We start from the raw sequence: 22,931 nt of genomic DNA on the forward strand, positions 1-22,931 counted from the left end.
TCAACTGTCTAGGAGTTCATGCTCGCACGCCTGTTCGTGATCTTCGGTGGGCTTCTTGTGCTGGTGCTGTGTGCGGCGCTGGTGGTGCCGTACTTTGTCGACTGGACAGGTTACCGTGCCGATTTCGAGCGCGAGGCGAGTGCCGTCCTGGGCCGCAAGGTGACCGTGCGAGGCGATGCAACGGCAAGGCTGTTGCCGTTCCCCTCGGTGACCTTTTCCAACGTCGCCGTTGCCGGTGGCCCCAACGGCCAGCCGGCGATGACCGTCGAAACCTTTTCGATGGATGCAGAACTCGCGCCATTCCTGCGCGGCGAGGTGCTGATCTTCGACATGCGGCTGGTGCGGCCGAAGGCGAGCATCGACATCGCCGCCGACGGCACGGTCGACTGGACGATACGGCCGTCCTCGCCCTTCGATCCCGGCCAGATCTCCATCGAAAAGCTGACGGTGACGGAAGGACAGATCGCGCTCAGCCACGCCGCCGGCGGACGCAGCCATCTTATTTCCGAGATCAACTCGACGATCTCGGCCAAGTCGCTGGCCGGCCCCTGGCGGCTGGACGGCTCGCTGTTGCTGGACGGGTTGCGGACCACGATCGCCGCATCCACCGGCAAGGCCGAACCGGACGGGCAAATGCGGCTCAGGCTCAAGGCCGATCCGGATGCCTATCCGCTGGTCGTCGAGACCGACGGCAATGTTGGCCTCGTCGAGGGCGCGGCCGTCTATTCGGGCCAGTTCAAGATATCCGGCGCAGACCGAACTGCGGCGCAGCTGCGCGGCACCGGCGGCGAGGCACTGAAAGTCAGCGCCGGCAAACCGGACCCGGGCTTCAGGCTGAACGGCAAGTTTTCGCTCGACCACCAGAAGCTCGGCGTCGACGAATTCCGCTTCGAGACGGGACCGCTCGACAATCCCTACACCGCCGACGGCAAGGCTGCGGTCGACCTTGGGCTGAAGCCGCATTTCTCGATCGAGGCCAATGGCGCGCAGGTGCAGTTCGACGAGGCCGTGGGGGCGGCGGCCGGTGCCGGATTGACGCTATCCGAGCGGGTGGCGGCGCTGGAGCAGGCGCTGCTCGATCTGCCGAAGCCGACCATACCGGGCACGGTCGAGGTGAAACTGCCGGCGGTGGTGGCAGGCGATACCACCGTTCGTGACGTGCACCTGTCCGCCGAGCCAGCCGAGGGCGGCTGGGCGGTAAAATCGCTGGCCGCCACGCTGCCCGGCCGCGCCAAGCTGGAAGCCAACGGCATGGTCAGCGTCGAGGACCATTTCGGTTTCACCGGATCGCTGCTTCTGGCGGTGGCGCAGCCCTCCGGCTTTGCCGCATGGCTGTCGAAGGACGTCGACGAGGCGATCCGCCGCTTGCCGGCCGCCGGCTTCAAGGCCAAGGTGGATTTGAGCGAGAAGCACCAGGCCTTCAGCGATCTCGAACTCATCCTCGGCAAGGCGAAGTTCTCCGGCCGCATCGATTCCAGCCAGCCCGACGACACCCGTCCATCGGTGCTGATGCAACTGGAAGGCGGCGAACTCGATGTCGATGGGCTCGCCGCCTTCGCCTCGATCTTCGTCAGCGACAAGGGCGCCAACCGCTTTTCCGACCGCGACCTCGATTTCCAGATCAAGGCCGGGCCGGTCAGCGCCGGCGGGTTGACCGCCGATAGCGTCGATACTGCGCTTAGATTGCGCGAGGGGTTGCTTGAGATCGACCGACTTTCGGTCGGCGGACTTGCCGGCGCCTCGATCAGCGCCACCGGCCGAATCAAGGATTTCCCGGCGAGCCCGACCGGCAAGCTCGACGCCTCGGTGGTCGCCGTCGACCTCAAGCCGCTGATCGACGTCGCCGTCCAGCATTATCCCGGCAATGCAGTGCTGAAGGGCCTGGCGGAGCGTGCTGCTGCCTATCCCGAGCTGTTCCAGGATGCGCGTATCGATGCGGTCACGAGTGCCGCAGACAATGGCGACGGTACGACCGGACTGGCAATGAGCGCACAGGGCAAGGCCGGTGGCTCGGCCTTTTCGGCGTCGTTGTCCGGCAAAGGGGCGCTCGACCGGCCTCTCGAAGCGCCGGTGACGCTGACCTTCAACGCAAGGAACGCCGACGCCACCGCGCTTCTGGCGCTTTACGGTTTGCCGGCGCTGCCACTCGGCATGCTCGGCGAGGCGACCACCGACGTCTCGGCCAAAGGCACGCTTGGCGGCGGCCTGGCGACACGATTCAGCCTGGCCGGCAATGACTTCAAAGCTGGTTTCGACGGGACAATTGCCGACACGTCTCAGGGCGCGGCCGCCAAGGGCAAGGTCAGCCTTGAAACGGCCGACATCGAGCCATGGCTGATGACGACCGGCGTCGGCCTGCCCGGCATGGGCACCGGCATGTCGACGTCGCTTGCAGCCGATGCCGATTACGGCAATGGTCTCCTGGTGCTGAGCGGCCTCAGCGGCGCCGTCAACGAAGCGGCGGTTTCCGGTGACGTAAATATCGACATCAAAGAGGGGCTGCCGCATCTTGCCGGCGCGCTGTCGCTGGACGAGCTGGACCTCGATCCGATCGCGGTGATGCTGTTCGGTGACCAGGCCTTCCTTGTCAATGACAGGACCTGGCCGACGGCACCGTTCAGCCAGAAATCCAGTCTGCCATTTACCGCCGATCTCGATCTGACGGCGGCGTCGCTTGCCGCCGGCCCGCTTGCCACCGCCTATGACGCTGCGCTGTCGCTGCAGCTCGACCAGGAGGGCATCCGCGTTTCCGACCTCAAGGCAAAGTTCCTCGGCGGCGCGCTGAGTGGCCTGTTCGAGCTCAAGAACAATGACGGCACCGGGCTTTTCTCCGGTCAGATGAAACTCGCCGGCGCCGATCTGGCAGCCGTGCTGCCGGAGGCCGGCATCAGCGGAAGCGGCGAGTTCTCGACGGCGCTTTCGACCAGCGGCAAATCGGTCGACGCGATGGTTGCGGCGCTGTCCGGGTCCGGCACGGCAACGCTCAAAGGCATGACTATTGCCGGCTTCAATCCCGATGCCTTTGGCACATTCATCGCCAGGGCCGACGCGATAGGGCGCGATATCGACGCCTCGAAGACCGCCGGCTTTGTGCCGCAGATCGCCGCGGCGGGCAGTTTTCCGGCACAGGACACCGATATTGCCTTCACCATCGCCGGCGGCACGCTGAGGACGCCACCGGTCAAATTCGAAAGCCCGGGCGCGACGCTGTCCGCCGACATCACCGCCGATCTGAACACCAGCACCGTCGATGCCAAGGGCGAGATCGCTTACCGGCCCGGCGACGAGGCGCTGGTCGGCTCCGAACCGATTTTGAATTTCAGCGTCGACGGGCCGCTTGGCGCCACGAAACGGCAGTTCGACAGCGAGCCGCTGGCACAGTTCCTGACCCAGCGTGCGCTGGAAAAGGAGCAGCAGCGGGTCGAAGCCATGCAAGCCGCACTGCTCGAGAAACAAAGGCTGCGGCGGGAGGTGCGCTACTACGCTGCGCTGCAAACCGAGCGTGAAAGAGCGGCGGAGGAACTGCGCAGACAACAGGAAGCAGCGCGGCTGAAGGCCGAGGCCGACGCCAAGGCAAAGGCCGAAGCCGAGGCGAGGGCGCAGGCTGAAGCCAAGGCGAAAGCTGAAGCGGACGCCAAGGCACAGGCGGATGCGGAGGCGAGGGCCCAGGCTGAGGCCAAAGCGAAGGCTGAAGCGGACGCCAAGGCAAAGGCCGAAGCTGAGGCGCAGGCCCAAGCCGAAGCGGAGGCCAGGGCGCAGGCTGAAGCCAAGGCGAAGGCGGATGCAGCGGCGAAGGCCGAAGCCGAGGCCAGGGCGAAAGCCGAGGCGGCTGCAAAGGCCGAAGCCAAAGCCAAGGCGGCGCAACAGGCTGCCGAGGAAGCAGCGCAGGCCGAAGAACAGCAACGCCAGAGGGCGGAAGAGGCGTTGCGGATCGCCTCGGAAGAGAAGGCAAGGCTCGACGCCGAACGCAAGGCCGCGGCGGAGCGAGCGGAACGGGCGCCACCGGCCGCAAATAACGTGCCACCGCCAGTGCAGCCCCCGCCAAAGCTCAAGTTCGATCCCTCGTCGATCGACGATCTGCTAAAATCGCTGAATGGCGGGTGACGGCGCATCCCTTATGTGTCGCGTCCAGCAAGCAAGCGCTTCAGCATCGGCTCGATCCGCCCGAGTTCGTCGAGATGAGCGGCTGACAGGTTGGCGAGACTGTCGTCGGCGCGCTCGGTCAGCCGCAGCAGCACGCGGCGGTGGTCCTCCTCGTCGTGGTCCCTCGCGACGAGCCCGGCTTCGCAAAGACGGTTGACCAATTCCACTGCGCTGTGATGGCGGATGCGCAGGCGCTCCGCGAGGTCGCCAATGGTCACCGGCCCTCCGCCGGGGAACCCTTTGATTGCAAGCAGGGCCTGATGCTGGCGTGGTGTCAGGCCGGCTTCCTGCGCCTGGATCTGGCTGAATTCGAGAAAGCAGCGGATCAGGTAACGAAATTCTGACAGCCTCTGGTAGTCGGCCGGCCCGATCGTTGCGCCGCGCTTTTGTGGCTTCGAAGTGTCTGCCATCGATTCCTTTCCGACAAAGCCGCAAACGGGCCTTGAACATTTATATCGCGTTACGATACAGAGCGCACCAACATGGCTCGTGCCCGCCATCTTCGGTGGCACGGCCGGCGACCCATCCGCAAGTCGGCACGCCGCCAGAAAGCAAGGTTTGCAAATGAAGTCCGATCACGCCAACCCCGGCCATCTGCGCGATTTTACCACCGATGCCCGGGTGCTGCTCATTGCCGGCATAGCAGTGGTGGTTGCGACGGCGGGGTTGTTTGCCGGCATTGCCCTTTTGAAGCTGATCCGGCTTGCCACGAACATCGCCTATTTTGGCCAGTTCACGCTCGCCGACCTGAAACTGCGGGATACGCCGCTTGGCTATGCCTCGGTATTTGTTCCGGTCATCGGGGCACTGATCATCGGTGTGATGGCTCGCTTCGGAAGCGAAAAGATTCGCGGCCATGGCATTCCCGAAGCCATCGAGGCGATCCTGCTCGGACGCTCGCGGCTCGACGCCAAGGTGGCAATCCTGAAGCCGTTGTCGTCGGCGGTCTCGATCGGTACCGGCGGGCCATTCGGCGCGGAAGGGCCGATCATCATGACCGGCGGCGCCATCGGTTCGCTGATCGCGCAGATGCTGCCGGTCAGCGACAATGAACGCAAGACGCTGCTGGTGGCGGGTGCGGCGGCCGGCATGACCACCGTGTTCGGAACGCCGATCGCCGCCATCATGCTTGCGGTGGAATTGCTGCTCTTCGAATGGACGCCGCGCAGTTTCATTCCCGTGGCGGTCGCCGCCATCATTGCCGAGGTCGAGCGCACCATGCTGCATATGCCGGGGCCGATCTTCCCGTTTCAGGGCGGCATAGAGGTTTCATTTCCCGGCCTTGCCGGCTGGGTGCTGGTCGGCATGGCAGCCGGGCTGCTATCAGGGTTGCTGACACAGATGGTCTATGCGTGCGAGGACGGTTTCCAGAAGCTGCCCATCCACTGGATGTGGTGGCCGATGCTCGGCGGCCTGGTGGTCGGCATTGGCGGGCTGATCGAGCCGCAGGCGCTCGGCGTCGGCTATGACAATATCGCCGACATGCTGGATGGCCGCACGATAGCGACCGCCGCGCTCACCCTGTTGGTGGTGAAGGCGATCATCTGGTCGGTCGCACTCGGCTCGGGAACGTCGGGAGGTGTGCTGGCGCCGCTGCTGATCTTGGGCGGGGCGATGGGCGCGGTCCTCGCCGGCTTCCTGCCGGCCGCGGATCCGGGCTTCTGGGCGCTGCTGGCGATGGCGGCGACGATGGGCGGCACCATGCGTGCGCCGCTGACCGCCACCTTCTTTGCGGTCGAACTGACCGGCAACACCCATGTCCTGGTGCCGCTGATTGCGGCGACTGCCACCGCGCATGCGGTGACCGTGCTATTGATGAAGCGTTCGATCCTCACCGAAAAAATTGCAAGGCGAGGGCATCACATGGTTCGCGAATACCGTGTCGATCCGTTCGCCCTGACCAGGGTGCGCGAAGTGATGACCAGCGAGGTCGAAAGCGTGCCGGCGACGATGACGCTGCATGGCGCTGCAGCGTTCCTGACGGCGCCCGAGACACGGCATCCGAGCTTTCCGGTCGTCGACGAAGAGGGCCACGTGCTCGGCGTCATCGACCCGCCGGCGATCTTGCGCTGGAGACGCGCCGGCAAGCACCGCACGACGACGGTTGGCGAACTGCTGGCCGGCAGCAAGGTCACGCTGGCCTATCCGGATGAGTATCTCGAGGGCCTCTCCGACAAGCTGCTGATGGCGAACGTGTCCCATTTGCCGGTCGTCACGCGAGAAAATGCCCGGCTGGTGGGCTATGTCGGCTGGAAGGACCTGATGCGCGTCAGATCGAAGAAACAGGCCGAAGAACGCGACCGCTCGGCTTTGCTGGGCTTCCGTATCCGGCACAGGAAACAGGATAGCGTTGCCTGAAGGCTACAACTTGCCGCGCTTGGCCCAATCCAGCACATAGAGCCGGAGCGCCGAGGAGAGATTGGCATCCCGCGGGCGGCTCTCGTCGATTTCGGCGACAAGCGCGGCGAGCGTCAGTTTTCGCACGGCCGCGATGGCGCCCAGTTCGTCGTAAAAAGGCTTTTCGAGCGAATAGCTGGTGCGGTGGCCGCGAATGGTGACCGAGCGCTTTTCCACCGGGCTCACGAGACGATCCTACTCACACTTCAAGCATCGGATTTGTCCGAATCGCCCGAATTTTCGCGGCGATGGCCGGCGACGAATTTATCGGCCTTGTCGGCGATCAGGCGGTCGCGATCCCGGCTGGGTTTGGAACGGCCATGCAGCGCCCGGTTCTGCTCGGCCAGGCGCTCCTTCTCGGCTCGCGCCTTCTGCTTGCGTGCCTGACGGAGATTGACGATCTCGGCCATGTCACGCCGCCCGTCGGGTCACTTCTTGCGGAAGGCGTCAAGCGACACCACGTCGGCGCCCTTGGCGCCGGCGTCGGCCGCGGCAGGCTTCTTTTCCGCCTCGGCGGTTTTCTTCTTCGTCTCGGGCTTTTTCTCGGCGACGATGGCCAGCGGTTCGGGAGCAGGCTTGGCCTTTGTCTCCTGTTCCGCCGGGGTATCGGTCTTGACGTCGAATTCGAGCTCGAAGTTGACGGACGGGTCGTAAAAGCCACGTACGGCCGAGAACGGGATTTCCAGTTTCTCCGGCACGTCGGAAAACGACAGCCCAACCTCAAAGCCGGTGTCGCTCACCTTCAGGTCCCAATACTGGAACTGGATGACGATGGTCATCTGTTCGGGATAGCGCTCGCGCAGCCGCGACGACACGCGCACGCCCGGCGCGCCGGTGAGAAAGGTGATGAAGAAATGATGGTTGCCCGGGAGACCGGTGCGCGCGACCTCGGCCAGGACCTTGCGCATGACGCCGCGCAACGCCTCCTGGGCCAGAATGTCGTAGCGGATGTGGTCGTCGGCCATGTGGCTGTCGGGTTCCGTTGAATCGTCCTGATAGCTGTAATCAAGCTTGAGCGCGGCGTAAACCGGATATAGATCGCCGGCGTGAGGAAGCGAAGCCCATTGGCGACGATTTGATCGTCAAACGGCTTTGATCGTCAAGCGCTGGCGAGCGCGCCCTGTTTGCTTGCCCGGGCCATAGGCTGCCGCTTGCCGAAGGCGCGCAGGAAGGTGCGCACGCCATTTGTCGCCGACTGCACCACCTCGTCCTCGGTCGGTGTGCCGCCGAGCATGAACGTCGTCTGCAACTCGGCATTGGCAAGCGCCATGAACTGGCGCGCTGCGACATCGGGATCGTCGATATCAAGGAAGCCGGCATGAGCGAGGCGGGCGAAGCGGGCGGCGATCGCCGGCCATGTCCTGCCCGGTCCCTCTTCGCGCCATTCGGCGAACAACTCGGGATAGCGCCCGCCCTCGGTCTGGATCAGCTTGCGCAGGAATTTGCCGTCGCGGTTGCAGATGCAGTTGTGGTTCATCCGCACAGCAAAGGCGATGAGGTCGGCCTCGAGATCCTTCGGCTGATCGGGAAAAGTGGAAATCGTGGCAAAGATGCCGGCGTTGCAACGTTCGGTGAGGTCGCGGACGATGGCAACGAAGAGTTTTTCCTTGTCGCCGTGATGATTGTAGATGGTCTGGCGGGAGACGCCGGCCTCGGCGGCAATCATGTCGATATTAGCACCGGCGAAGCTTTCGCGGCAGAAGACCGAGGCGGCGGCATCGACAATCGACATCCGCTTGGCCTCATGGCCCCGCGGCGGGAAAATGTCAGGAGAAACGTTGGCCTTCATGCAAAACTATATAGAGGTGGTTGACGAATTAGACAAGCCTGTCTAAATTTGTGGACTGCACGAAGGGGGTTTCGTTCCGCAGAAGAGTCGGAACTCCACGGGATGGAACGTCCTAGGGTTACGCGCCGGTCCTCGGCGGCAACCAGAATTCGAAAGAGCCTGCTATCATGAACGCCAAATTCCTCCGCATTGCGGTCGTGCTCGGCCTATTGTCCGCGATCGGCCCGTTTGCCATCGACATGTATCTTCCGGCCCTGCCTTCAATCGGTGAGGATCTGCATGCCGGCACTGCCGCGGTGCAGATGAGCCTGCTGATCTTCTTTCTTTCCATGGGCTTCGGCCAGATCGTCGTCGGACCGATCTCCGACATGATCGGCCGCAAGCTGCCACTCTACGGCGGCCTGGCGCTGTTCATGGTCGGCGGCGTCGGCTCGGCGCTGGCTCCCTCGATCGAATGGCTGATCGCCTTCCGCTTCCTGCAAGGGCTCGGCGCCAGCGCCGGCATGGCCGTGCCGCGCGCGATCGTGCGCGATCTGCATACCGGCACCGAGGCCGCCAAGCTGATGTCGCTGCTGATGCTTGTGTTTTCGGTGTCGCCGATCCTGGCACCGCTGACCGGTAGCCAGATCATCGAGAATTTCGGCTGGCGCGCCGTGTTCTGGACGGTGACGGGCGCGGCCGTGCTCGCCACCATCCTGCTGGCGACCTCGCTCAAGGAGACACGGCCGGTCGAGGAGCGCGCCGGGTCGTCCTTCGGGACGGCACTTTCCGGCTACCGCTTCCTGATGGGCGACCGCAACTTCCTTGGCCTGACGGCCATCGCCGGCTTCGGCATTGCGAGCTTCTTCGTCTATCTGTCGAGCTCGTCCTTCATCCTGATCGACCATTATGGCCTGTCGCCTTCGGTCTACAGCGTGTTCTTCTCGATCAATGCGGTTGCCTTTATCGGCATGTCGCAGCTGACCGGGTTGCTGTCGGAGCGGTTCGGGCTGCAGCGCGTGGTGCGTGTCGCGGTGACCGGCTATGCGACGACGATGGTGGTGCTGTTCGCGGTGATGGCATCGGGTGTCGACCGGCTCAACGTGATGGCGGCGCTGCTGTTCATCGGCTACGGCTTTCTCGGCCTGGTCATCCCGACGACGTCGGTGCTGGCCATGGAAGAGCATGGCGAGATCGCCGGTACCGCGTCGGCGCTGATGGGCACGCTGCACTTCGCCATCGGCGCGGTCGCCATGGGCGTCGCCGGCGTGTTTTTCGACGGCACGCCGCTGCCGATGGTGGCGGGCATCACGCTCTGCGCGGCGATCTCCTTCACACTGGCCAAAATAACGCTCGGCCGCAGCCGGGACGTCGCGGAGGCGCCGGCGGAGTAAACTTCGCCTATCGAGACAAAAAGGCCGGGCGATGTTCCCGGCCTTTTCACGTTTGCGGTCCCGGTTCAAAGCAGCCTATGCCTATATGACGGGTTCAGGACATGCAGCTTCGACATCTCAAAACCTTCGTGGCGGTCGCCACCACCTTGAATATCACGCGCGCTTCCGAGCGGGTTCATCTTGCCCAATCGAGCGTGACCGAACAGATCCAGGCGCTGGAAAGCGATCTAGGCACGTCGCTGTTCGACAGATCACGGCGTGGCTTGAAGCTGACGGCGGCGGGACAACGCCTGCTGGACTACGCAAACGATCTCCTCGACCTCGCGGACGAAGCCCGTTCCGCAGTCGCCGACGCGAGCGGCACCGTTGCCGGTCGCCTGACTGTCGGCGGCCTGGAAACGCTTTGCTCGACACGCTTGCCAGCTCTGCTGGCGGAATTCCGTCGGCGCCATCCCGATGTGGAACTGAACCTCAGGGCGGACGATAGCAGTGGGTTGCGTGCCGGCGTGACAAGCGGGGCGCTGGACGTATCTTTCCATTTCGGAGCCGTCCCGGCGCCGGAGCTGCGAAGCGAGCAAGTGGCAGTGGAAGAGCTCGTCACCATAATGCCGGCAAATCACCGGTTGGCCGGATATTCTGCCATAACGCCCGACGATCTGGCTGACGAGGCCTTCCTCGTGACCCAGCCTGGTTGCGTCTATAGGCGGATGTTCGACGAAGCGTTTGCCGCAACATTGCCTGACCGTCCAAAACTCGTCGGCGAGTTCGCCAGCATGGGCGCGATACGGACCCTTGTTGAAGGCGGTCTTGGATGCGCGCTGGTCCCGCGTCTCGTGGCTTCCGCGGCTGAGGCCAATATCGTCGTGCTGCCCTGGGTCGGAAGCAGCCCGGTGACGCCGGTCACCATGGTATGGCGCCACCGGCGCATTCAAGCGCCGGTGCTGCGGCTGTTCCTTGCAATGGTCCGCGAAATTTTGGCCATCGCTAGACCAGCCGCTGGCCACCATCGACATGAAGCACGGTTCCGGTGATGAAGCCGTTGTGCATGAGGGACGTGATGGCTTGGGCAATGTCGGCTGCCTGGCCGATCTGGCCGACGAGCAGACGCTTTGCCATGGCGTCCAGCGCGGCCGCCTTTCCGCTGCCGACGACGGCATCCCAAATCGGCGTGTCGACCCAGCCGGGCGAAACGACATTGACGCGGATCGGCGCCAGTTCGACGGCAAGCGCATAGGCGAGTGAGCCAAGTGCCCCATTAACGGCTGCCACCACCGAGCCTTTCGCCGCCGGACGATAGGCGGCGATGCCCGAGGTCAGCGTGATCGATCCCCTAGGCGTCAGACGAGGCGCGCCATGCTTGGCAAGAAGAAGCGGCCCGACGACTTTGGAATCCATCACTTTCCGCGCCACCGAGATATCCATCTCGGGAAGCAACACATAGACGCCGGTAACGTCGGCGGCGGTCGAGACGATGTGGTCGAGCGTGCCGACCTCCTGGAACAGGCGCTGGACCTCGTCCTCGCTTGTGACGTCGGCTGCGATCGTCCTCAGCCTTTCCGGGTGAGGCAAGCGCTGCCGTGCGGCCGACAACCGGTCCTCGGAGCGGCCGACGATCGTAACCTCGGCGCCGGCGGCAAGCTGCTGTTCGGCAAGCGACAGCCCCATACCGGAACTGCCGCCAACGATCAGGATGCGTTCGTGTTTTGGTGTGGTTTCCTGGTTCATCTTATCTCTCCATGAGGCAGCTCGCCGGGCATGACCACACGCGGCGAGGCCTTGTCCCACAAAGGCGTGGAAGAAGGGAAACGGGAAGAAACGAATGCTGCCATCGGAGGTTCCGATGATGGGAGGCCCTTGGGCTTTCGCAAAACCGTCGCTTGCGGCGCTTCGCTACGACGCTGTCTCGGAGAGGACGAACCGCAGCCGCGTTTCGACGGGCGCCAAGGGCAACGGCACCAGCTCGTAGCCTAGTTCCGTGTAAACGGCGACGAGTGCGTGAAAGGTGCGTTCAGCCTCGTCCATCGTTTGCTTGCGCTCGTTGTCCTGCCGAAAGATTTCCGGCCATGGCGGCGCGACGAAGACGCGCCTGGCATAGCGGAAGCGTCGGGCGGCATTCGTGGCGTGATCGGGAACCGGCACCCCGGTCAGGCGCAGATAGCCAAGAGTGTCCGGCACGCCGCGATCGAAGAAGACCAGGCCGGATTGCTCGCCCGCGATCCGGTAGGAGCGCAACTCCCAAGACAGCATCAACTCGGCAGAGCCGCCAGGGCAGGGCCTTGCCGCCTATCGCCAATTGGTCGTGAATGGTGCTGCGCCCGGCTTCGCCCGAGGTTGCGAGGCCTGCCACCTTAAGAGTCGATCAACGTTGTCTTGCCTGAGCCCGGACCGCCGGTCAGCACGAAAAACCGATTGGAATCGTTTCGCATTTCTGATCCATGGATCGGATGAGGGAAGTATGAAGACAGGGGTTTTTTGGACCCGTCAGGGCACATGAAAGCCCGGCCGGCGGGGCCTGCTTCTGCATATGTCGAGAGGGAGAAATGGAGGTTTCTGTTGCCAGGTACCTCCGAACCCCGCCTAGAAGTGCGAACCACTAGGGCTTGAATTGAAGCTATCGCACCGCTTACGCGGCGAGACGTGCTTCCGCATAGTTGTCGTTGGCAACTATAAGTTTAGCCCGATAACGGTGGTACAATGCCGGGCAAAAGTACGATCTTTACACCTTCGTCGATCCTATTTCGCCCCCAGCAAAAGCCGCTCTTGAGCAGCGGTTTTTGGTGGAGGCGCCGGGTACCGCCCCCGGGTCCGAACGGCTTATTTCATCGCCTGTTTATCGCCATAGCCGGTCGAGCCGACGAAGCGAATATAGGGACTGGCGGTGGAAAATGAAAGGCCGGAATGCCACTTTCGTCCATGCCAAAGTGGATCATTTCGTCCGTGCCAAAGTGGATCATCAAGGGTTGACTTGTAGCCGGTCTCAACCGAAGCTTTGTGGCGGTGAGGAGACCTAGCGCATACTTGCGGCAACGCGCCACAATCCTCATCGACCGGATCCCGTGGCGCCGACGAGGGGAAATTCGATGGCCGATTATCTCGCAGACGTAAAGAAATATGATGCGGCGGCCAATGCCGACGCGGTCGCCAAGATCGTCAAGCATCTGGGCATCGCGCTCAGGAACCGCGATTCCTCGCTGGTGTCCTGCACCGACCCGGAGGAACTGAAGCGCGTCAGAAACAGCTGGGTCGCCGGCAAGCTCGGCGTCACCGACGGTGCCAAGGCGGATGCGGCTATCGAAAAGACCTGCAAGGCTATGGCGGCCGACAACAGCAAGAGCCGGGTGACATTCTATTACCTCGTCGCCAAGGATCTGGGCATGCTCGGCTCGCTCTGAGCAACCTCGCCGCCGGTGCTGGTGAGGCTTCTGCTGGAATCGTCTCGCTTTGCTGTGTTCGGCCGACGGTCATTCGGCTATGATGGCTGACAACCCGAATCGGACCGGAGCCGATGCGCCAGTATCTCGACCTTCTGCAGCATGTGCTGGAAAACGGCGCCGATCGCGGCGACCGCACCGGCACCGGAACGCGCTCGGTATTCGGCTACCAGATGCGCTTCGACCTGGCCCGCGGCTTTCCGGTCACCACCACCAAGAAGCTGCACCTGAAGTCGATTATCCACGAGCTTTTGTGGTTCCTGGCCGGCGACACCAACATCAAATATCTCAACGATCACGGCGTCTCGATCTGGGATGAGTGGGCCGACGAGAACGGCGATCTCGGCCCGGTCTATGGCAAACAATGGCGGTCGTGGCCGGACGGCCATGGCGGCGCCATCGACCAGATTGCGAATCTTCTGAAGGAAATACGCAAAAATCCTAATTCGCGGCGGCTGATTGTTTCGGCGTGGAACCCGGCCGAGGTGGAGGCCATGGCGTTGCCGCCCTGCCACTGCCTGTTCCAGTTTTATGTTTCTGAAGGCAAGCTTTCCTGCCAGCTCTATCAGCGGTCGGGCGATATCTTTCTCGGTGTGCCGTTCAACATCGCGTCCTATGCGTTGCTGACGCTGATGGTGGCGCACGTAACCGGATTGAAACCCGGCGATTTCATCCACACGCTCGGCGACGCGCATCTTTACTCGAACCACTTCGAGCAGGCGCGCGAACAATTGCGGCGCACGCCCAAGGCGTTGCCGACGCTGTGGATCAATCCCGAGGTGAAGGATCTCTTTGCCTTCCGCTTCGAGGATTTCCGGCTCGAGAACTATTTCGCCGACGCGACGATCAAGGCGCCGATCGCGGTATGACCCTGGAAAGGGCAACACTCCAAGCTATTGCGAATGCCAAACTGCAAGATGCCGAATTCTTGTTTCAGAACGAGCGTTTTTCGAACGCTTACTATCTTTTTGGCTATGCCGCAGAGATTGCCATCAAGTCGCGAATTTCGAGACTTTTTCGGCCGGATACGATTCCTGACAAGAAATTCGTCCAAGACATTTACAGCCACGATCTCAACAAGCTCATAGCGTTGGCTGGTTTGTCTGTTGAGCTTGCCGAAAGCCGTGCCGCGTCGCCGGTGTTCGATGGTCACTGGTCGGCAGTCTCAGATTGGAATGAGGCCTCGCGTTACGATATAATAGATGTGTTTGAGGCAACGGCTATGCGAAATGCTATGGTCGATGAAGAACAAGGAATAATCAGATGGCTTCGGGAGCGTTGGTAAGAAGCGACATTAATGCTGGCATCAATTTGATTCGTGCTCTTGATGAAAAGAAATTTGGGGTTGCGGCTGCACTCTGGTTGTACAACGGCGATGTCGACAATTGGCGGATGGTCATCGCCTATCGCGGGGCTCGAAAGGATCTCGAGAAAAAATACCTCGATGCGGCGACGATCGCTGCGGACTGGCGTAAGGCGCGCCCAGACCAGCCGATTTTGGATCTTAGCAAGGTGAAGATCACGTCAGCGGACGACCGGCTGATATCCGGTTTAGGTACCGCCATGCGGGTCGATGGTCTAGCGGAAGTGCGGTTTTCCCACAATACGGTCAACGGTATCTATGTTGAAGATGCCTTGATCCACAGGCTTGCTGCGTAATCCCCGTGAAACCAACGGAAGCCTCCACACCCGCCATCACGCCCGATGGCTGGAATGACGGCATAGGCCCGCTTCCCTTTTCCAGCTTGAGGTTGGCGACGAGTTCCTTGGTGATCGAGACAGCGACTACAGCGCTGCCGATGTCAATCCAACATGCGAAATGGTGACTCACTCGACGATTGCCTCCTAGCGGGCGTTGCGGAGAACTAGTTTTCTCCTGACATCAATATCGCTGTATCCAACGAACGTGATCGGAGGCCGAGAAACCTGAGCTCAGAATGCCTTCGGCGGTAAAGAGCCTTTCCTTGTTATGTTCACATGGATATATCGATGGACGGCTTCGGGCGTTCCGAGACGAGGAGAGTTTCATGCTGGCGCGCAAAGGTTCGACGACGATTGTCATCGCGGGTCTCGCCGCCATGCTGATGGCCGCGGTGCCGGCGGCCCATGCCGATGACAAGGTGGTCGTGTTTGCTGCGGCGAGCCTGAAGGACGGGCTCGATGCCGTCAACAAGGCCTGCGAGGCCGATGTCGGCGAGGCGGCAACCATTTCCTATGCGGCGAGCTCGGCGCTGGCCAGGCAGATTGAAAGCGGCGCGCCGGCAGACGTGTTCATCTCGGCCGATCTCGACTGGATAAAATATCTTTCCGACAGGAAGCTGAGCAAGCCCGAAACCGAAGTGAAACTGCTCGGTAACCAGATCGTGCTGATTGCGCCGCAGGATTCCAAGGTCGAGACCAGGATCGAAAAGGGGTTCGACCTTGCCGGGCTGGTCGGTGACGGCAAACTTGCCATGGGCGATGTCAAGGCGGTGCCAGCAGGCAAATACGGCAAGGCAGCCCTCGAATCGCTCGGCGTCTGGTCTTCCGTCGAAGGCAAGGTGGCGCAGGCCGAGAATGTGCGCGCCGCCCTGAAACTGGTGTCGACTGGCGAGGCAGCACTCGGCATCGTCTATGCCACGGATGCGCATGCGGAGCCCGGCGTGAAGGTGATCGGCACTTTCCCCGACAATACTCATCCGCCGATCATCTATCCGGTTGCCCAGCTGGCGGATTCGAAGGGCAAGGATACCCCGGCATTCCTGAAATGCCTGCAATCCGCCAAGGCTGGCGAACTCTTCAAGGCGCAAGGTTTTACCGTGCTTGCGCCGAGCAACTGACGAACGGCACCGCACATGAACTGGCTGCTTGATCTCGCTCCCGACGAATGGAATGCGGTCCGGCTGTCGATTAAGGTGGCGACCGTGGCGATGATTGCCAGTCTGCCGCCGGGCGTAGCAATCGCACTTGTGCTCGCCCGCGGCCAGTTCTGGGGCAAGACGCTGCTCAACGGGCTGGTGCATCTGCCGCTGATCCTGCCGCCGGTGGTGACCGGCTATTTGCTGCTTTTGACGTTCGGCAAGCGCGGTCCGGCCGGCGCTTTCCTGGCCGAGCATTTCGGCATCGTTTTTTCCTTCCGCTGGACGGGCGCCGCGCTCGCCTGCGGCGTGATGGGCTTTCCGCTGATGGTGCGGGCGATCCGGCTGTCGATCGAGGCCGTCGACCGCAAAATCGAGGCGGCCGCCGGCACGCTCGGCGCTAATCCGCTATGGGTATTCAGCACGATCACGCTGCCGCTGATCCTGCCCGGCCTGATCGCCGGTGCGATCCTCTCCTTCGCCAAGGCGATGGGCGAATTCGGCGCGACGATCACCTTTGTCTCCAACATTCCGAACGAGACGCAGACGCTACCGTCGGCGATCTACACTTTCACGCAGGTTCCCGGCGGCGACGCCGGCGCGCTCAGGCTGACGCTGATCTCGATCGTCATCTCGATGGCGGCACTTGTTGCCTCGGAAGTGCTGGCGCGGCGCGTCGGCCGGCGGATGGACATCGAATGACGGTTCAGGTCGACATCAGCCACCGGCTTGGCGGTTTCACCGTCAATGCCCGCTTCGAAAGCGCCGGGCGGCTGACTGCGCTGTTCGGGCCTTCCGGCTCCGGAAAGACGACGCTGATCAATTTGATTGCCGGGCTGATCCGCCCCGACAAAGGTCGCATCGCGGCCGAGGGCCGCGTGCTGGTCGATAGCGATGCCGGTCTGTTCGTGCCGAAGCACAAACGGCGGATCGGCATGGTGTTCCAGGATGCGCGGCTGTTTCCGCATATGAGCGTGGCGAGCAATCTGCGCTATGGCCGCTGGTTCACGCCGGCTGCTGAGCGTTACGCCGATATCAATGGCGTGGTCGAACTGCTCGGGATCGGCCATTTGCTCGACCGGCGGCCGGCAAAACTCTCCGGTGGCGAGAAGCAGCGTGTGGCAATCGGCAGGGCGCTGCTTGCCAGTCCGAAATTGCTGCTGATGGACGAGCCGCTGGCTTCGCTCGACGAGGGGCGCAAGGCCGAGATCTTGCCTTATATCGAGCGGCTGCGCGACGAGACGAAAATCCCGATCGTCTATGTCAGCCACTCGATCGCCGAAGTGGCGCGGCTGGCGAGCGACGTCGTGGTGCTGATGCAAGGAAAGGTCGCCGCTTCCGGTCCGACCGGAGCGATCATGCAGCGTCTGGATCTATTGCCGGCCGAAGAGCGCGGCGAGGGCGGTGCCGTGCTGGATACCGCGGTTCTGCGCCACGACGAAGCCTTTGGCATGACGGTGCTCGGCTCATTGGCGGGCGAGATCCGCGTGCCGCTTCTGGCAACGCCAGTCGGTGCGCCGGTGCGCGTCCGCATCCGTGCCCGCGACGTGATGATCGCCACCGAGCAGCCGGTTGGCCTCAGCGCGCTCAACATATTGCCGGGCACGATCGTGGCGATAGAGCCGGGCGAAGGGCCTACGGTCGAGATTGGCCTCGACTGCAATGGCGCAACCGTGCTTGCCCGCATCACCGAACAGTCGCGGCAGACACTGGGGCTTCGGCTTGGTCGACAGGTCTTCGCCGTGGTCAAGACGGTGAGCTTCGACCGGGCGAATACCGGCGCCGGCCTGCCCGCCGAGGCGGATGAGTGAACGGCCGATGATTCGCTATATCGTTTTGGAATAGCGGTATCGCTGCAGAACCTGTAGAATAGCGTGACCGCGGAGGAGCAAATGCCGTCGCTGAGTTTGCGGATAAATCTCGATCCAGATGGCCGCATCGGACCGGGCAAGATCGAGCTTCTGGAACAGATCGCCGCCTTCGGCTCGATTTCGGCCGCGGCACGCGGCATGGAGATGTCCTACAAGCACGCCTGGGATCTGGTCGAAGACATGAACCGCGTGTTCGGCAAGCCGCTGGTTGCGGCACAGACGGGCGGCAAAAAAGGCGGTGGCGCCCAGTTGACGTCGGTCGGGCTTGCTGTGGTCAGCCGCTTCCGCGCGATCGAGCGGGCTGCGTCTTCAGCAGCGGCGGCGCATATGGAGGCGCTGCAGGCCGAAATCGACGCAGCGTGACGCCGGCGGAATTCATGCCGCGTGTGATCCCTGTTACTTCTTAGGCTCGCCCTGCCTGCGCAGCAGATAGGTGTCCATGATCCAGCCTTTTTTCCGGCGGGCCTGCTCACGGGTGCTCACGATCTTGTCGCCGACGTCGCCAATCCGGCCCGAGATGACGATCTCGTCGGGCGTCCCGAGATAGGCGCCCCAGTGGACGGTGACGTCGTTGTCGTCCAGCGTGTTGAAGGCGCATTTGCCGTCCAGCATGACGATGGTGCTGCCGGCGTTTTCGGGCAGACCTTCCTCGGCGAGCCGGCGGCCGGTGGTGATCAAAATGGCGTCGCCGATCCGGTTCAATGCCATTTTGTGGCTGGCTGCGAGTGCCTGGATGGCGGTGATGCCGGGCATGACCTCCAGCTCGAACGCGACATTGCCCCTGAGGCGCACGCGCTCGAGGATGCGCAGCGCACTGTCGTAGAGCGAAGGATCGCCCCAGATCAGGAAGGCGCCGCAGCCATTTTCGGGGAGCTCGCCGCGGATCAGGTCTTCGTAGATCGCGGCGATCGCCTCGTGCCAGTCGTCGACGGTCGAGCGGTAGGAAGGCGCCGGCTCGGCGCGCACCGGCACCTCGAATTCGACACGGCGCGAGTTCGGATTAATGACGAAGCGGTCGCAGATCTGGCGGCGCAATTCGGCGAGATCGTTCTTCTTGGCGCCCTTGTCGGGAATGAACAGCACGTCGGCCCGATTGAGACCGTTAATGGCCTGGACCGTCATGTGTTCCGGATTGCCGGCGCCGATGCCGATGACGAGAAGCTTGCGCATGGGCGAACTCCTGCCCGATCGGGACCGGCGTGTCCAGACCGACACGACATGCCGGCAGGCGCCGGCGCATTTGCCGAAAGGCTTTGAAACGCCACATTGAACAGCTAGAGTCATGTTGGCATTCTCGCCGGGGGAGTTTCCATGTTCCGTTACGTCCTGACCGCAGCCTTGGCGCTCTCGGCTACGCCTGCGCTCGCCAATGATTCGGTCGCCGAACTCGGCACCGGTGGGCTGATCCTTTCGCGCAGCGATGCGGTGGCGATGGAAAGCGAGGATCTCTACATCTCGCCGGAAAAAGTGATGGTCGATTACGTCTTCCGCAACAACACCGACAAGGATGTCGATGCGATCGTCGCCTTTCCGATGCCCGACATCGAAGGCGACCCCGAAGAAATACCGGCGATTCCGGAGGCGCAGAGTGACAATTTCCTCGGCTTCGAAGTGACGATCGACGGGGTGCCGGCAAAGCCGCAGCTCGAGCAGAAGGTGTTCGCGCTCGGCATCGACATTGGCGCTGACCTGAAGGCGCAGGGCGTGCCGTTCTATCCGTTCGGCGATGCGGCCAAGGCAGCGCTGGCAAAGCTGCCGCAAGCGGTCGCCGACGACTGGGTCAACCGCGGCATCATCATCGAGGACACTGCCGACGACGGTTCGGGCATGAAGACCGTCTATACGCCGTTCTGGCAATTGCGCTCGACCTATTGGTGGCGCTCGAGGTTTCCGGCCAACAAGGCGGTCCATGTCTCGCATCGCTACAAGCCGAGCGTCGGCGGCACCTCCTCGGTCAGCTTCTTCTATGACGGCCAGTTCCAGGGTCAGTATGCCGCCTACAAGACACGCTACTGCATGGACGATGCCTTCGAGAACGCCGTGCGCAAGGCAGCCAAGGACGATCCCGACGGCTACCCCAAATATTTCGAGAACCGCATCGCCTATATCCTGACCACCGGCGGCAACTGGGCGTCGGGAAACATCGGTACGTTCAAGCTGACCGTCGACAAGGGCGATCCGAAGAACCTGGTCTCGTTTTGCGGCGAAAACGTCAGGAAGATCGGACCGACGACGTTCGAGATGAAGGCGCAGAACTTCTACCCCGAGCACGACATCGACATATTGCTGCTGGAGCCATCGGATGGCGGAAACGGCGGCTGATGGACCTCGCGATTTATGTCGCCATCGCCGAGAACGGCGTGATCGGGCGCGAGGGTGGGTTGCCGTGGCGGCTGTCCACCGATCTCAAGCGGTTCAAAGCCGATACGATGGGCAAGCCCATCATCATGGGCCGCAAGACCTATGAAGGCATCGGCCGCCCATTGCCGGGCAGGCTCAACATCGTGGTGACACGAGACAAGGCATGGCGCGCCGAGGGCGTCGAAGTCGCGCACTCGATCGAGGACGCAATCGCGCTGGCGACGGTGCGCGGGCGCTGCATGGCCGGCGCCGACGAGATCTGCGTCATCGGCGGCGGCGAGATCTACGCTCAGGCGCTGCCGTTGGCCGATCGGCTGCACGTGACCCATGTTCTGGCCGCGGTCGACGGCGATGCCCATTTCCCGCCGATCGATCCGGCGCTGTGGCGGATCGTCCGCTCGCAGGAGGCGGAGGCTGGCGAAAAGGACAGCCATGCGACACGCTATTCGGTTTACGAGCGGCGCCGCGACGTGCATTGAAGGCGACAAAGGGGTCGCGACAGGTCTAGATCGACCCAAAAGGCGGACAGTGGCGGCAGCCGATCGCGTTGAAAGCGTGCCGCTGCATCCCTATAGAATAATAATATTGGATTTTGCGCCGGTGAGCCGGCGCTTGAGGGAATTCCAAGCGAAAGGACATTCATGCCCTGGAACGACAAGAGCGGCGGCGGCGGCCCGTGGGGCGGCGGCAACAATCAGGGGCCTTGGGGTCAGGGACCAAAAGGACCCAGCGGCCCGCAGGGCTCGCCTCCCGATCTCGAGGATATCATCCGGCGCGGGCAGGACAGGTTGCGGCGCGCGCTGCCGGGCGGCGGTGGCGCGAGCCCTGCCGTGTTCGGGCTGATTGCCGCGGCGCTGGTGGTGCTATGGGCGTTCAAGGCGGTCTACACCGTGCAGCCCGACGAAGTTGCGGTGGAACTCAGGTTCGGCAAGCCGAAGGCGGAGCTGTCGCAGCCTGGCCTGCATTTCCATTGGTGGCCCATCGAAACGGTCGAGACCGCCAACATCGCCGAGCAGCTTGTCAGTATCGGCGGCGGCAGTTCCAGCGGCAATGGCCTGATGCTTTCCGGCGACCAGAACATCGTCAATGTGCAGTTCTCTGTGGCCTATCAGGTCTCCGACCCTAAGGCCTATCTGTTCGACGTGTCCGACCCGGACGGCATGCTGCAGCAGGTCGCCGAAAGCGCGATGCGCGAAGCGGTCGGCCGGCGCCCGGCGCAAGACATTTTCCGCGACGACCGGCAAGGCATCGCGGCGTCGGTGCGTGAGATCATCCAGACGACGCTGGATGGTTACAAGGCCGGCCTCAACGTCAACGCCATTTCGATCGAGGACGCCGCGCCACCGCGCGAGGTGGCAGACGCGTTCGACGAGGTGCAGCGCGCCGAGCAGGACGAGGACAAGTTCGTCGAGCAGGCCAATCAGTATTCCAATCAGAAGCTCGGCCAGGCGCGCGGTGCGGCCGCACAGATCCGCGAAGACGCGGCCGCCTACAAAAACCGGGTCGTGCAGGAGGCCGAAGGCGAGGCGCAGCGCTTCATCTCGGTTTATGACGAATATGCCAAGGCGCCGGAGGTGACGCGCAAGCGACTCTACCTGGAAACGATGGAGAGGGTGCTGAAGGATTCGAGCAAGGTCATCGTCGAGCAAGGCAACGGGCAAGGGGTCGTTCCCTACCTGCCGCTGCCGGCATTGCAGCAGAAGGCGCCGGCACCGGCCACCGGAGGAAACCAGTGATGGCCAACCGTCTTCCCGTCATTGCGGTCATCGCCGCGGTCATCCTGTTCCTGCTCTATTCGTCGGTCTTCGTCGTCAATGCGCGCCAGCAGGCGCTGGTGCTCAGGTTCGGCGAAATCGTCGACGTCAAGAACCAGCCGGGTATCTATTTCAAGGCGCCATTCTCCTTCTTCGATGCCGACACCGTCCAGCTGATCGAAAACAGGGTCCTGCGCTTCGACCTCGACAACATCCGTGTCCAGGTTTCGGGCGGCAAATTCTATGAGGTCGATGCCTTTATCGCCTATCGTATCTCGGATCCGCGTGTGTTCCGCGCCGCGGTCTCCGGCCAGATCGAACTGGCCGAGGCCCGGCTGAGGACGCGTCTCGACGCCGCCTTGCGCCGCGTCTACGGCCTGCGCGACTTCGAGGCGGCACTCTCGGAAGAGCGCGCCGTGATGATGCGCGAGGTGCGCGATCAGCTGAGGCCTGATGCCACCTCGCTTGGCCTGCAGATCGAGGATGTCCGCATCCGCCGCACCGATCTCACGGCCGAAGTCTCGCAGCAGACCTTCGATCGCATGAAGGCCGAACGTCTCGCCGAAGCCGAGCGGCTGAGGGCGCGAGGCAATGAGGCAGCGCAGCGGATCAGGGCTCGCGCCGACCGCGAAGTGGTCGAAATCGTCGCCGAAGCGCAAAAAGAGTCTGAAATCCTGCGCGGTGAAGGTGAAGCCCAGCGCAGTGCCACGTTTGCCGGGGCCTATCAGCGCGATCCGGCCTTCTTCGATTTCTATCGGTCGATGAATGCCTATGGCACGGCGCTGAACAGCGCCGGAACGACGATGGTGCTGTCGCCGAATTCCGAGTTCTTCCGCTTCTTCCGCGACCCGGACAGCAAGGAAACGCCTGTGGCACCGGCGGCACCAGCGCCAGCACCTGCCGCTCCCGCCCCACCGGCAGCGCAGCCAAGCACCGGCCAGTAGGGCCGGTGCAGGGATAGCCGGCGTAACAGAG

Annotated in this window: 23 protein-coding genes, 1 other RNA gene and 1 pseudogene; 16 read left to right on the forward strand and 9 right to left on the reverse strand. The window is 62.9% G+C overall.

Features of this window, described 5'->3' with window-relative positions:
• The first annotated feature begins 18 nt into the window (after positions 1-18).
• Positions 19-4,104, forward strand: a complete 4,086-nt coding sequence (locus tag NKI18_RS24740) for an AsmA family protein (RefSeq protein WP_352619538.1) — start codon at positions 19-21, stop codon at positions 4,102-4,104.
• Between the two features lie 11 nt (positions 4,105-4,115).
• Here the strand turns inward: NKI18_RS24740 and NKI18_RS24745 are convergent, their stop codons facing one another.
• Positions 4,116-4,553 carry a MarR family winged helix-turn-helix transcriptional regulator gene (locus NKI18_RS24745; protein WP_023676711.1) on the reverse strand — a complete coding sequence of 146 codons (438 nt, stop codon included), beginning with the start codon at positions 4,551-4,553 and terminating at the stop codon, positions 4,116-4,118.
• Between the two features lie 154 nt (positions 4,554-4,707).
• Between NKI18_RS24745 and NKI18_RS24750 the strand changes: the two genes are divergently transcribed.
• Entirely contained in the window at positions 4,708-6,501 is a 1,794-nt protein-coding gene (locus tag NKI18_RS24750; RefSeq protein WP_352619539.1) for a chloride channel protein, read from the forward strand.
• Positions 6,502-6,504: 3 nt separating this feature from the next.
• On the opposite strand, the gene NKI18_RS24755 is transcribed toward NKI18_RS24750, so the two are convergent.
• The 4 genes from NKI18_RS24755 to NKI18_RS24770 form a co-directional block, all read right to left on the reverse strand.
• Positions 6,505-6,726, reverse strand: coding sequence for a ribbon-helix-helix domain-containing protein (locus tag NKI18_RS24755; RefSeq protein WP_023676709.1), 222 nt, complete (start codon positions 6,724-6,726; stop codon positions 6,505-6,507).
• A 20-nt stretch (positions 6,727-6,746) separates the two neighbouring features.
• Entirely contained in the window at positions 6,747-6,950 is a 204-nt protein-coding gene (locus NKI18_RS24760) for a DUF4169 family protein (protein ID WP_023676708.1), read from the reverse strand.
• An 18-nt stretch (positions 6,951-6,968) separates the two neighbouring features.
• Positions 6,969-7,505 (reverse strand): SspB family protein, encoded by a 537-nt coding sequence (locus NKI18_RS24765; protein ID WP_023676707.1) that lies wholly within the window; start codon positions 7,503-7,505, stop codon positions 6,969-6,971.
• A gap of 134 nt (positions 7,506-7,639) precedes the next feature.
• The gene (locus NKI18_RS24770) at positions 7,640-8,329 is read right to left on the reverse strand and encodes a TetR/AcrR family transcriptional regulator (protein WP_352456524.1); all 690 of its coding nucleotides are present in this window, start codon (positions 8,327-8,329) and stop codon (positions 7,640-7,642) included.
• Between the two features lie 167 nt (positions 8,330-8,496).
• On the opposite strand from NKI18_RS24770, the gene NKI18_RS24775 reads away from it, so the two are divergent.
• Together NKI18_RS24775 and NKI18_RS24780 are read left to right on the forward strand one after the other, a co-directional pair.
• Complete coding sequence (locus NKI18_RS24775; RefSeq protein WP_352619540.1) at positions 8,497-9,702, forward strand: multidrug effflux MFS transporter; 1,206 nt, start codon at positions 8,497-8,499, stop codon at positions 9,700-9,702.
• A gap of 101 nt (positions 9,703-9,803) precedes the next feature.
• On the forward strand, positions 9,804-10,733 hold the full coding sequence (locus NKI18_RS24780; protein WP_352619541.1) for a LysR family transcriptional regulator: 930 nt from the start codon (positions 9,804-9,806) through the stop codon (positions 10,731-10,733).
• Here the strand turns inward: NKI18_RS24780 and NKI18_RS24785 are convergent.
• The 3 genes and pseudogenes from NKI18_RS24785 to ssrA form a co-directional block, all read right to left on the reverse strand.
• A complete protein-coding gene (locus NKI18_RS24785) occupies positions 10,687-11,427 on the reverse strand; it encodes an SDR family oxidoreductase (RefSeq protein WP_353020808.1) in 741 nt (246 codons plus the stop codon). The two genes, NKI18_RS24780 and NKI18_RS24785, sit on opposite strands and share 47 nt — an antisense overlap.
• A gap of 165 nt (positions 11,428-11,592) precedes the next feature.
• Positions 11,593-12,128, reverse strand: a pseudogene (locus tag NKI18_RS24790) (AAA family ATPase).
• Positions 12,129-12,241: 113 nt separating this feature from the next.
• Positions 12,242-12,597, reverse strand: a transfer-messenger RNA (tmRNA) gene (gene ssrA, locus NKI18_RS24795).
• 185 nt (positions 12,598-12,782) lie between these two features.
• On the opposite strand from ssrA, the gene NKI18_RS24800 reads away from it, so the two are divergent.
• The 8 genes from NKI18_RS24800 (at position 12,783) to NKI18_RS24835 (ending at position 18,204) form a co-directional block, all read left to right on the forward strand.
• Positions 12,783-13,094, forward strand: coding sequence for a DUF2853 family protein (locus NKI18_RS24800; protein ID WP_352620237.1), 312 nt, complete (start codon positions 12,783-12,785; stop codon positions 13,092-13,094).
• Positions 13,095-13,207: 113 nt separating this feature from the next.
• A complete protein-coding gene (locus NKI18_RS24805) occupies positions 13,208-14,002 on the forward strand; it encodes a thymidylate synthase (RefSeq protein WP_352620235.1) in 795 nt (264 codons plus the stop codon).
• Positions 13,999-14,418: a hypothetical protein gene (locus NKI18_RS24810; protein WP_352620233.1), complete on the forward strand. Its 420-nt coding sequence runs from the start codon at positions 13,999-14,001 to the stop codon at positions 14,416-14,418. The genes NKI18_RS24805 and NKI18_RS24810 overlap by 4 nt, the downstream gene beginning before the upstream one ends.
• Positions 14,397-14,792, forward strand: a complete 396-nt coding sequence (locus tag NKI18_RS24815) for a hypothetical protein (RefSeq protein ID WP_352620231.1) — start codon at positions 14,397-14,399, stop codon at positions 14,790-14,792. The genes NKI18_RS24810 and NKI18_RS24815 overlap by 22 nt, the downstream gene beginning before the upstream one ends.
• A 368-nt stretch (positions 14,793-15,160) precedes the next feature.
• Positions 15,161-15,952: a molybdate ABC transporter substrate-binding protein gene (gene modA, locus NKI18_RS24820; protein ID WP_352620229.1), complete on the forward strand. Its 792-nt coding sequence runs from the start codon at positions 15,161-15,163 to the stop codon at positions 15,950-15,952.
• 15 nt (positions 15,953-15,967) lie between these two features.
• Positions 15,968-16,672, forward strand: a complete 705-nt coding sequence (modB, locus tag NKI18_RS24825; protein WP_352620227.1) for a molybdate ABC transporter permease subunit — start codon at positions 15,968-15,970, stop codon at positions 16,670-16,672.
• Entirely contained in the window at positions 16,669-17,781 is a 1,113-nt protein-coding gene (gene modC, locus NKI18_RS24830; RefSeq protein WP_352620225.1) for a molybdenum ABC transporter ATP-binding protein, read from the forward strand. The genes modB and modC overlap by 4 nt, the downstream gene beginning before the upstream one ends.
• Before the next feature lie 81 nt (positions 17,782-17,862).
• The gene (locus tag NKI18_RS24835) at positions 17,863-18,204 is read left to right on the forward strand and encodes a winged helix-turn-helix domain-containing protein (RefSeq protein ID WP_023676697.1); all 342 of its coding nucleotides are present in this window, start codon (positions 17,863-17,865) and stop codon (positions 18,202-18,204) included.
• Positions 18,205-18,237: 33 nt separating this feature from the next.
• On the opposite strand, the gene cobF is transcribed toward NKI18_RS24835, so the two are convergent.
• Entirely contained in the window at positions 18,238-19,011 is a 774-nt protein-coding gene (cobF, locus tag NKI18_RS24840; protein ID WP_352620223.1) for a precorrin-6A synthase (deacetylating), read from the reverse strand.
• 141 nt (positions 19,012-19,152) lie between these two features.
• On the opposite strand from cobF, the gene NKI18_RS24845 reads away from it, so the two are divergent.
• From NKI18_RS24845 to hflC, 4 genes are all read left to right on the forward strand, one after another.
• A complete protein-coding gene (locus NKI18_RS24845; RefSeq protein ID WP_352620221.1) occupies positions 19,153-20,163 on the forward strand; it encodes a DUF4424 domain-containing protein in 1,011 nt (336 codons plus the stop codon).
• A complete protein-coding gene (locus NKI18_RS24850) occupies positions 20,163-20,681 on the forward strand; it encodes a dihydrofolate reductase (RefSeq protein ID WP_352620219.1) in 519 nt (172 codons plus the stop codon). The genes NKI18_RS24845 and NKI18_RS24850 overlap by 1 nt, the downstream gene beginning before the upstream one ends.
• A 162-nt stretch (positions 20,682-20,843) precedes the next feature.
• Positions 20,844-21,938, forward strand: coding sequence for an FtsH protease activity modulator HflK (gene hflK / locus NKI18_RS24855; protein WP_023676693.1), 1,095 nt, complete (start codon positions 20,844-20,846; stop codon positions 21,936-21,938).
• Positions 21,938-22,900 carry a protease modulator HflC gene (gene hflC, locus NKI18_RS24860; protein ID WP_023676692.1) on the forward strand — a complete coding sequence of 321 codons (963 nt, stop codon included), beginning with the start codon at positions 21,938-21,940 and terminating at the stop codon, positions 22,898-22,900. The genes hflK and hflC overlap by 1 nt, the downstream gene beginning before the upstream one ends.
• Positions 22,901-22,931 lie beyond the last annotated feature (31 nt).

The organism is Mesorhizobium sp. M0800, from assembly GCF_040320095.1.
Taxonomy (GTDB): domain Bacteria; phylum Pseudomonadota; class Alphaproteobacteria; order Rhizobiales; family Rhizobiaceae; genus Mesorhizobium.

What these genes read in the sequence shown, in the direction of transcription:
- NKI18_RS24810 (WP_352620233.1), top strand. Translation starts at nt 13,999, where the DNA reads ATGACCCTGGAAAGGGCAACACTCCAAGCTATTGCGAATGCCAAACTG.
- hflC (WP_023676692.1), top strand. Translation starts at nt 21,938, where the DNA reads ATGGCCAACCGTCTTCCCGTCATTGCGGTCATCGCCGCGGTCATCCTG.
- hflK (WP_023676693.1), top strand. Translation starts at nt 20,844, where the DNA reads ATGCCCTGGAACGACAAGAGCGGCGGCGGCGGCCCGTGGGGCGGCGGC.
- modB (WP_352620227.1), top strand. Translation starts at nt 15,968, where the DNA reads ATGAACTGGCTGCTTGATCTCGCTCCCGACGAATGGAATGCGGTCCGG.
- NKI18_RS24770 (WP_352456524.1), bottom strand. Translation starts at nt 8,329, where the DNA reads ATGAAGGCCAACGTTTCTCCTGACATTTTCCCGCCGCGGGGCCATGAG.
- NKI18_RS24850 (WP_352620219.1), top strand. Translation starts at nt 20,163, where the DNA reads ATGGACCTCGCGATTTATGTCGCCATCGCCGAGAACGGCGTGATCGGG.
- NKI18_RS24835 (WP_023676697.1), top strand. Translation starts at nt 17,863, where the DNA reads ATGCCGTCGCTGAGTTTGCGGATAAATCTCGATCCAGATGGCCGCATC.
- NKI18_RS24775 (WP_352619540.1), top strand. Translation starts at nt 8,497, where the DNA reads ATGAACGCCAAATTCCTCCGCATTGCGGTCGTGCTCGGCCTATTGTCC.
- NKI18_RS24765 (WP_023676707.1), bottom strand. Translation starts at nt 7,505, where the DNA reads ATGGCCGACGACCACATCCGCTACGACATTCTGGCCCAGGAGGCGTTG.
- NKI18_RS24740 (WP_352619538.1), top strand. Translation starts at nt 19, where the DNA reads ATGCTCGCACGCCTGTTCGTGATCTTCGGTGGGCTTCTTGTGCTGGTG.
- NKI18_RS24760 (WP_023676708.1), bottom strand. Translation starts at nt 6,950, where the DNA reads ATGGCCGAGATCGTCAATCTCCGTCAGGCACGCAAGCAGAAGGCGCGA.
- NKI18_RS24780 (WP_352619541.1), top strand. Translation starts at nt 9,804, where the DNA reads ATGCAGCTTCGACATCTCAAAACCTTCGTGGCGGTCGCCACCACCTTG.
- NKI18_RS24815 (WP_352620231.1), top strand. Translation starts at nt 14,397, where the DNA reads ATGGCTTCGGGAGCGTTGGTAAGAAGCGACATTAATGCTGGCATCAAT.
- NKI18_RS24845 (WP_352620221.1), top strand. Translation starts at nt 19,153, where the DNA reads ATGTTCCGTTACGTCCTGACCGCAGCCTTGGCGCTCTCGGCTACGCCT.
- modC (WP_352620225.1), top strand. Translation starts at nt 16,669, where the DNA reads ATGACGGTTCAGGTCGACATCAGCCACCGGCTTGGCGGTTTCACCGTC.
- NKI18_RS24805 (WP_352620235.1), top strand. Translation starts at nt 13,208, where the DNA reads ATGCGCCAGTATCTCGACCTTCTGCAGCATGTGCTGGAAAACGGCGCC.
- cobF (WP_352620223.1), bottom strand. Translation starts at nt 19,011, where the DNA reads ATGCGCAAGCTTCTCGTCATCGGCATCGGCGCCGGCAATCCGGAACAC.
- NKI18_RS24800 (WP_352620237.1), top strand. Translation starts at nt 12,783, where the DNA reads ATGGCCGATTATCTCGCAGACGTAAAGAAATATGATGCGGCGGCCAAT.
- modA (WP_352620229.1), top strand. Translation starts at nt 15,161, where the DNA reads ATGCTGGCGCGCAAAGGTTCGACGACGATTGTCATCGCGGGTCTCGCC.
- NKI18_RS24785 (WP_353020808.1), bottom strand. Translation starts at nt 11,427, where the DNA reads ATGAACCAGGAAACCACACCAAAACACGAACGCATCCTGATCGTTGGC.
- NKI18_RS24750 (WP_352619539.1), top strand. Translation starts at nt 4,708, where the DNA reads ATGAAGTCCGATCACGCCAACCCCGGCCATCTGCGCGATTTTACCACC.
- NKI18_RS24745 (WP_023676711.1), bottom strand. Translation starts at nt 4,553, where the DNA reads ATGGCAGACACTTCGAAGCCACAAAAGCGCGGCGCAACGATCGGGCCG.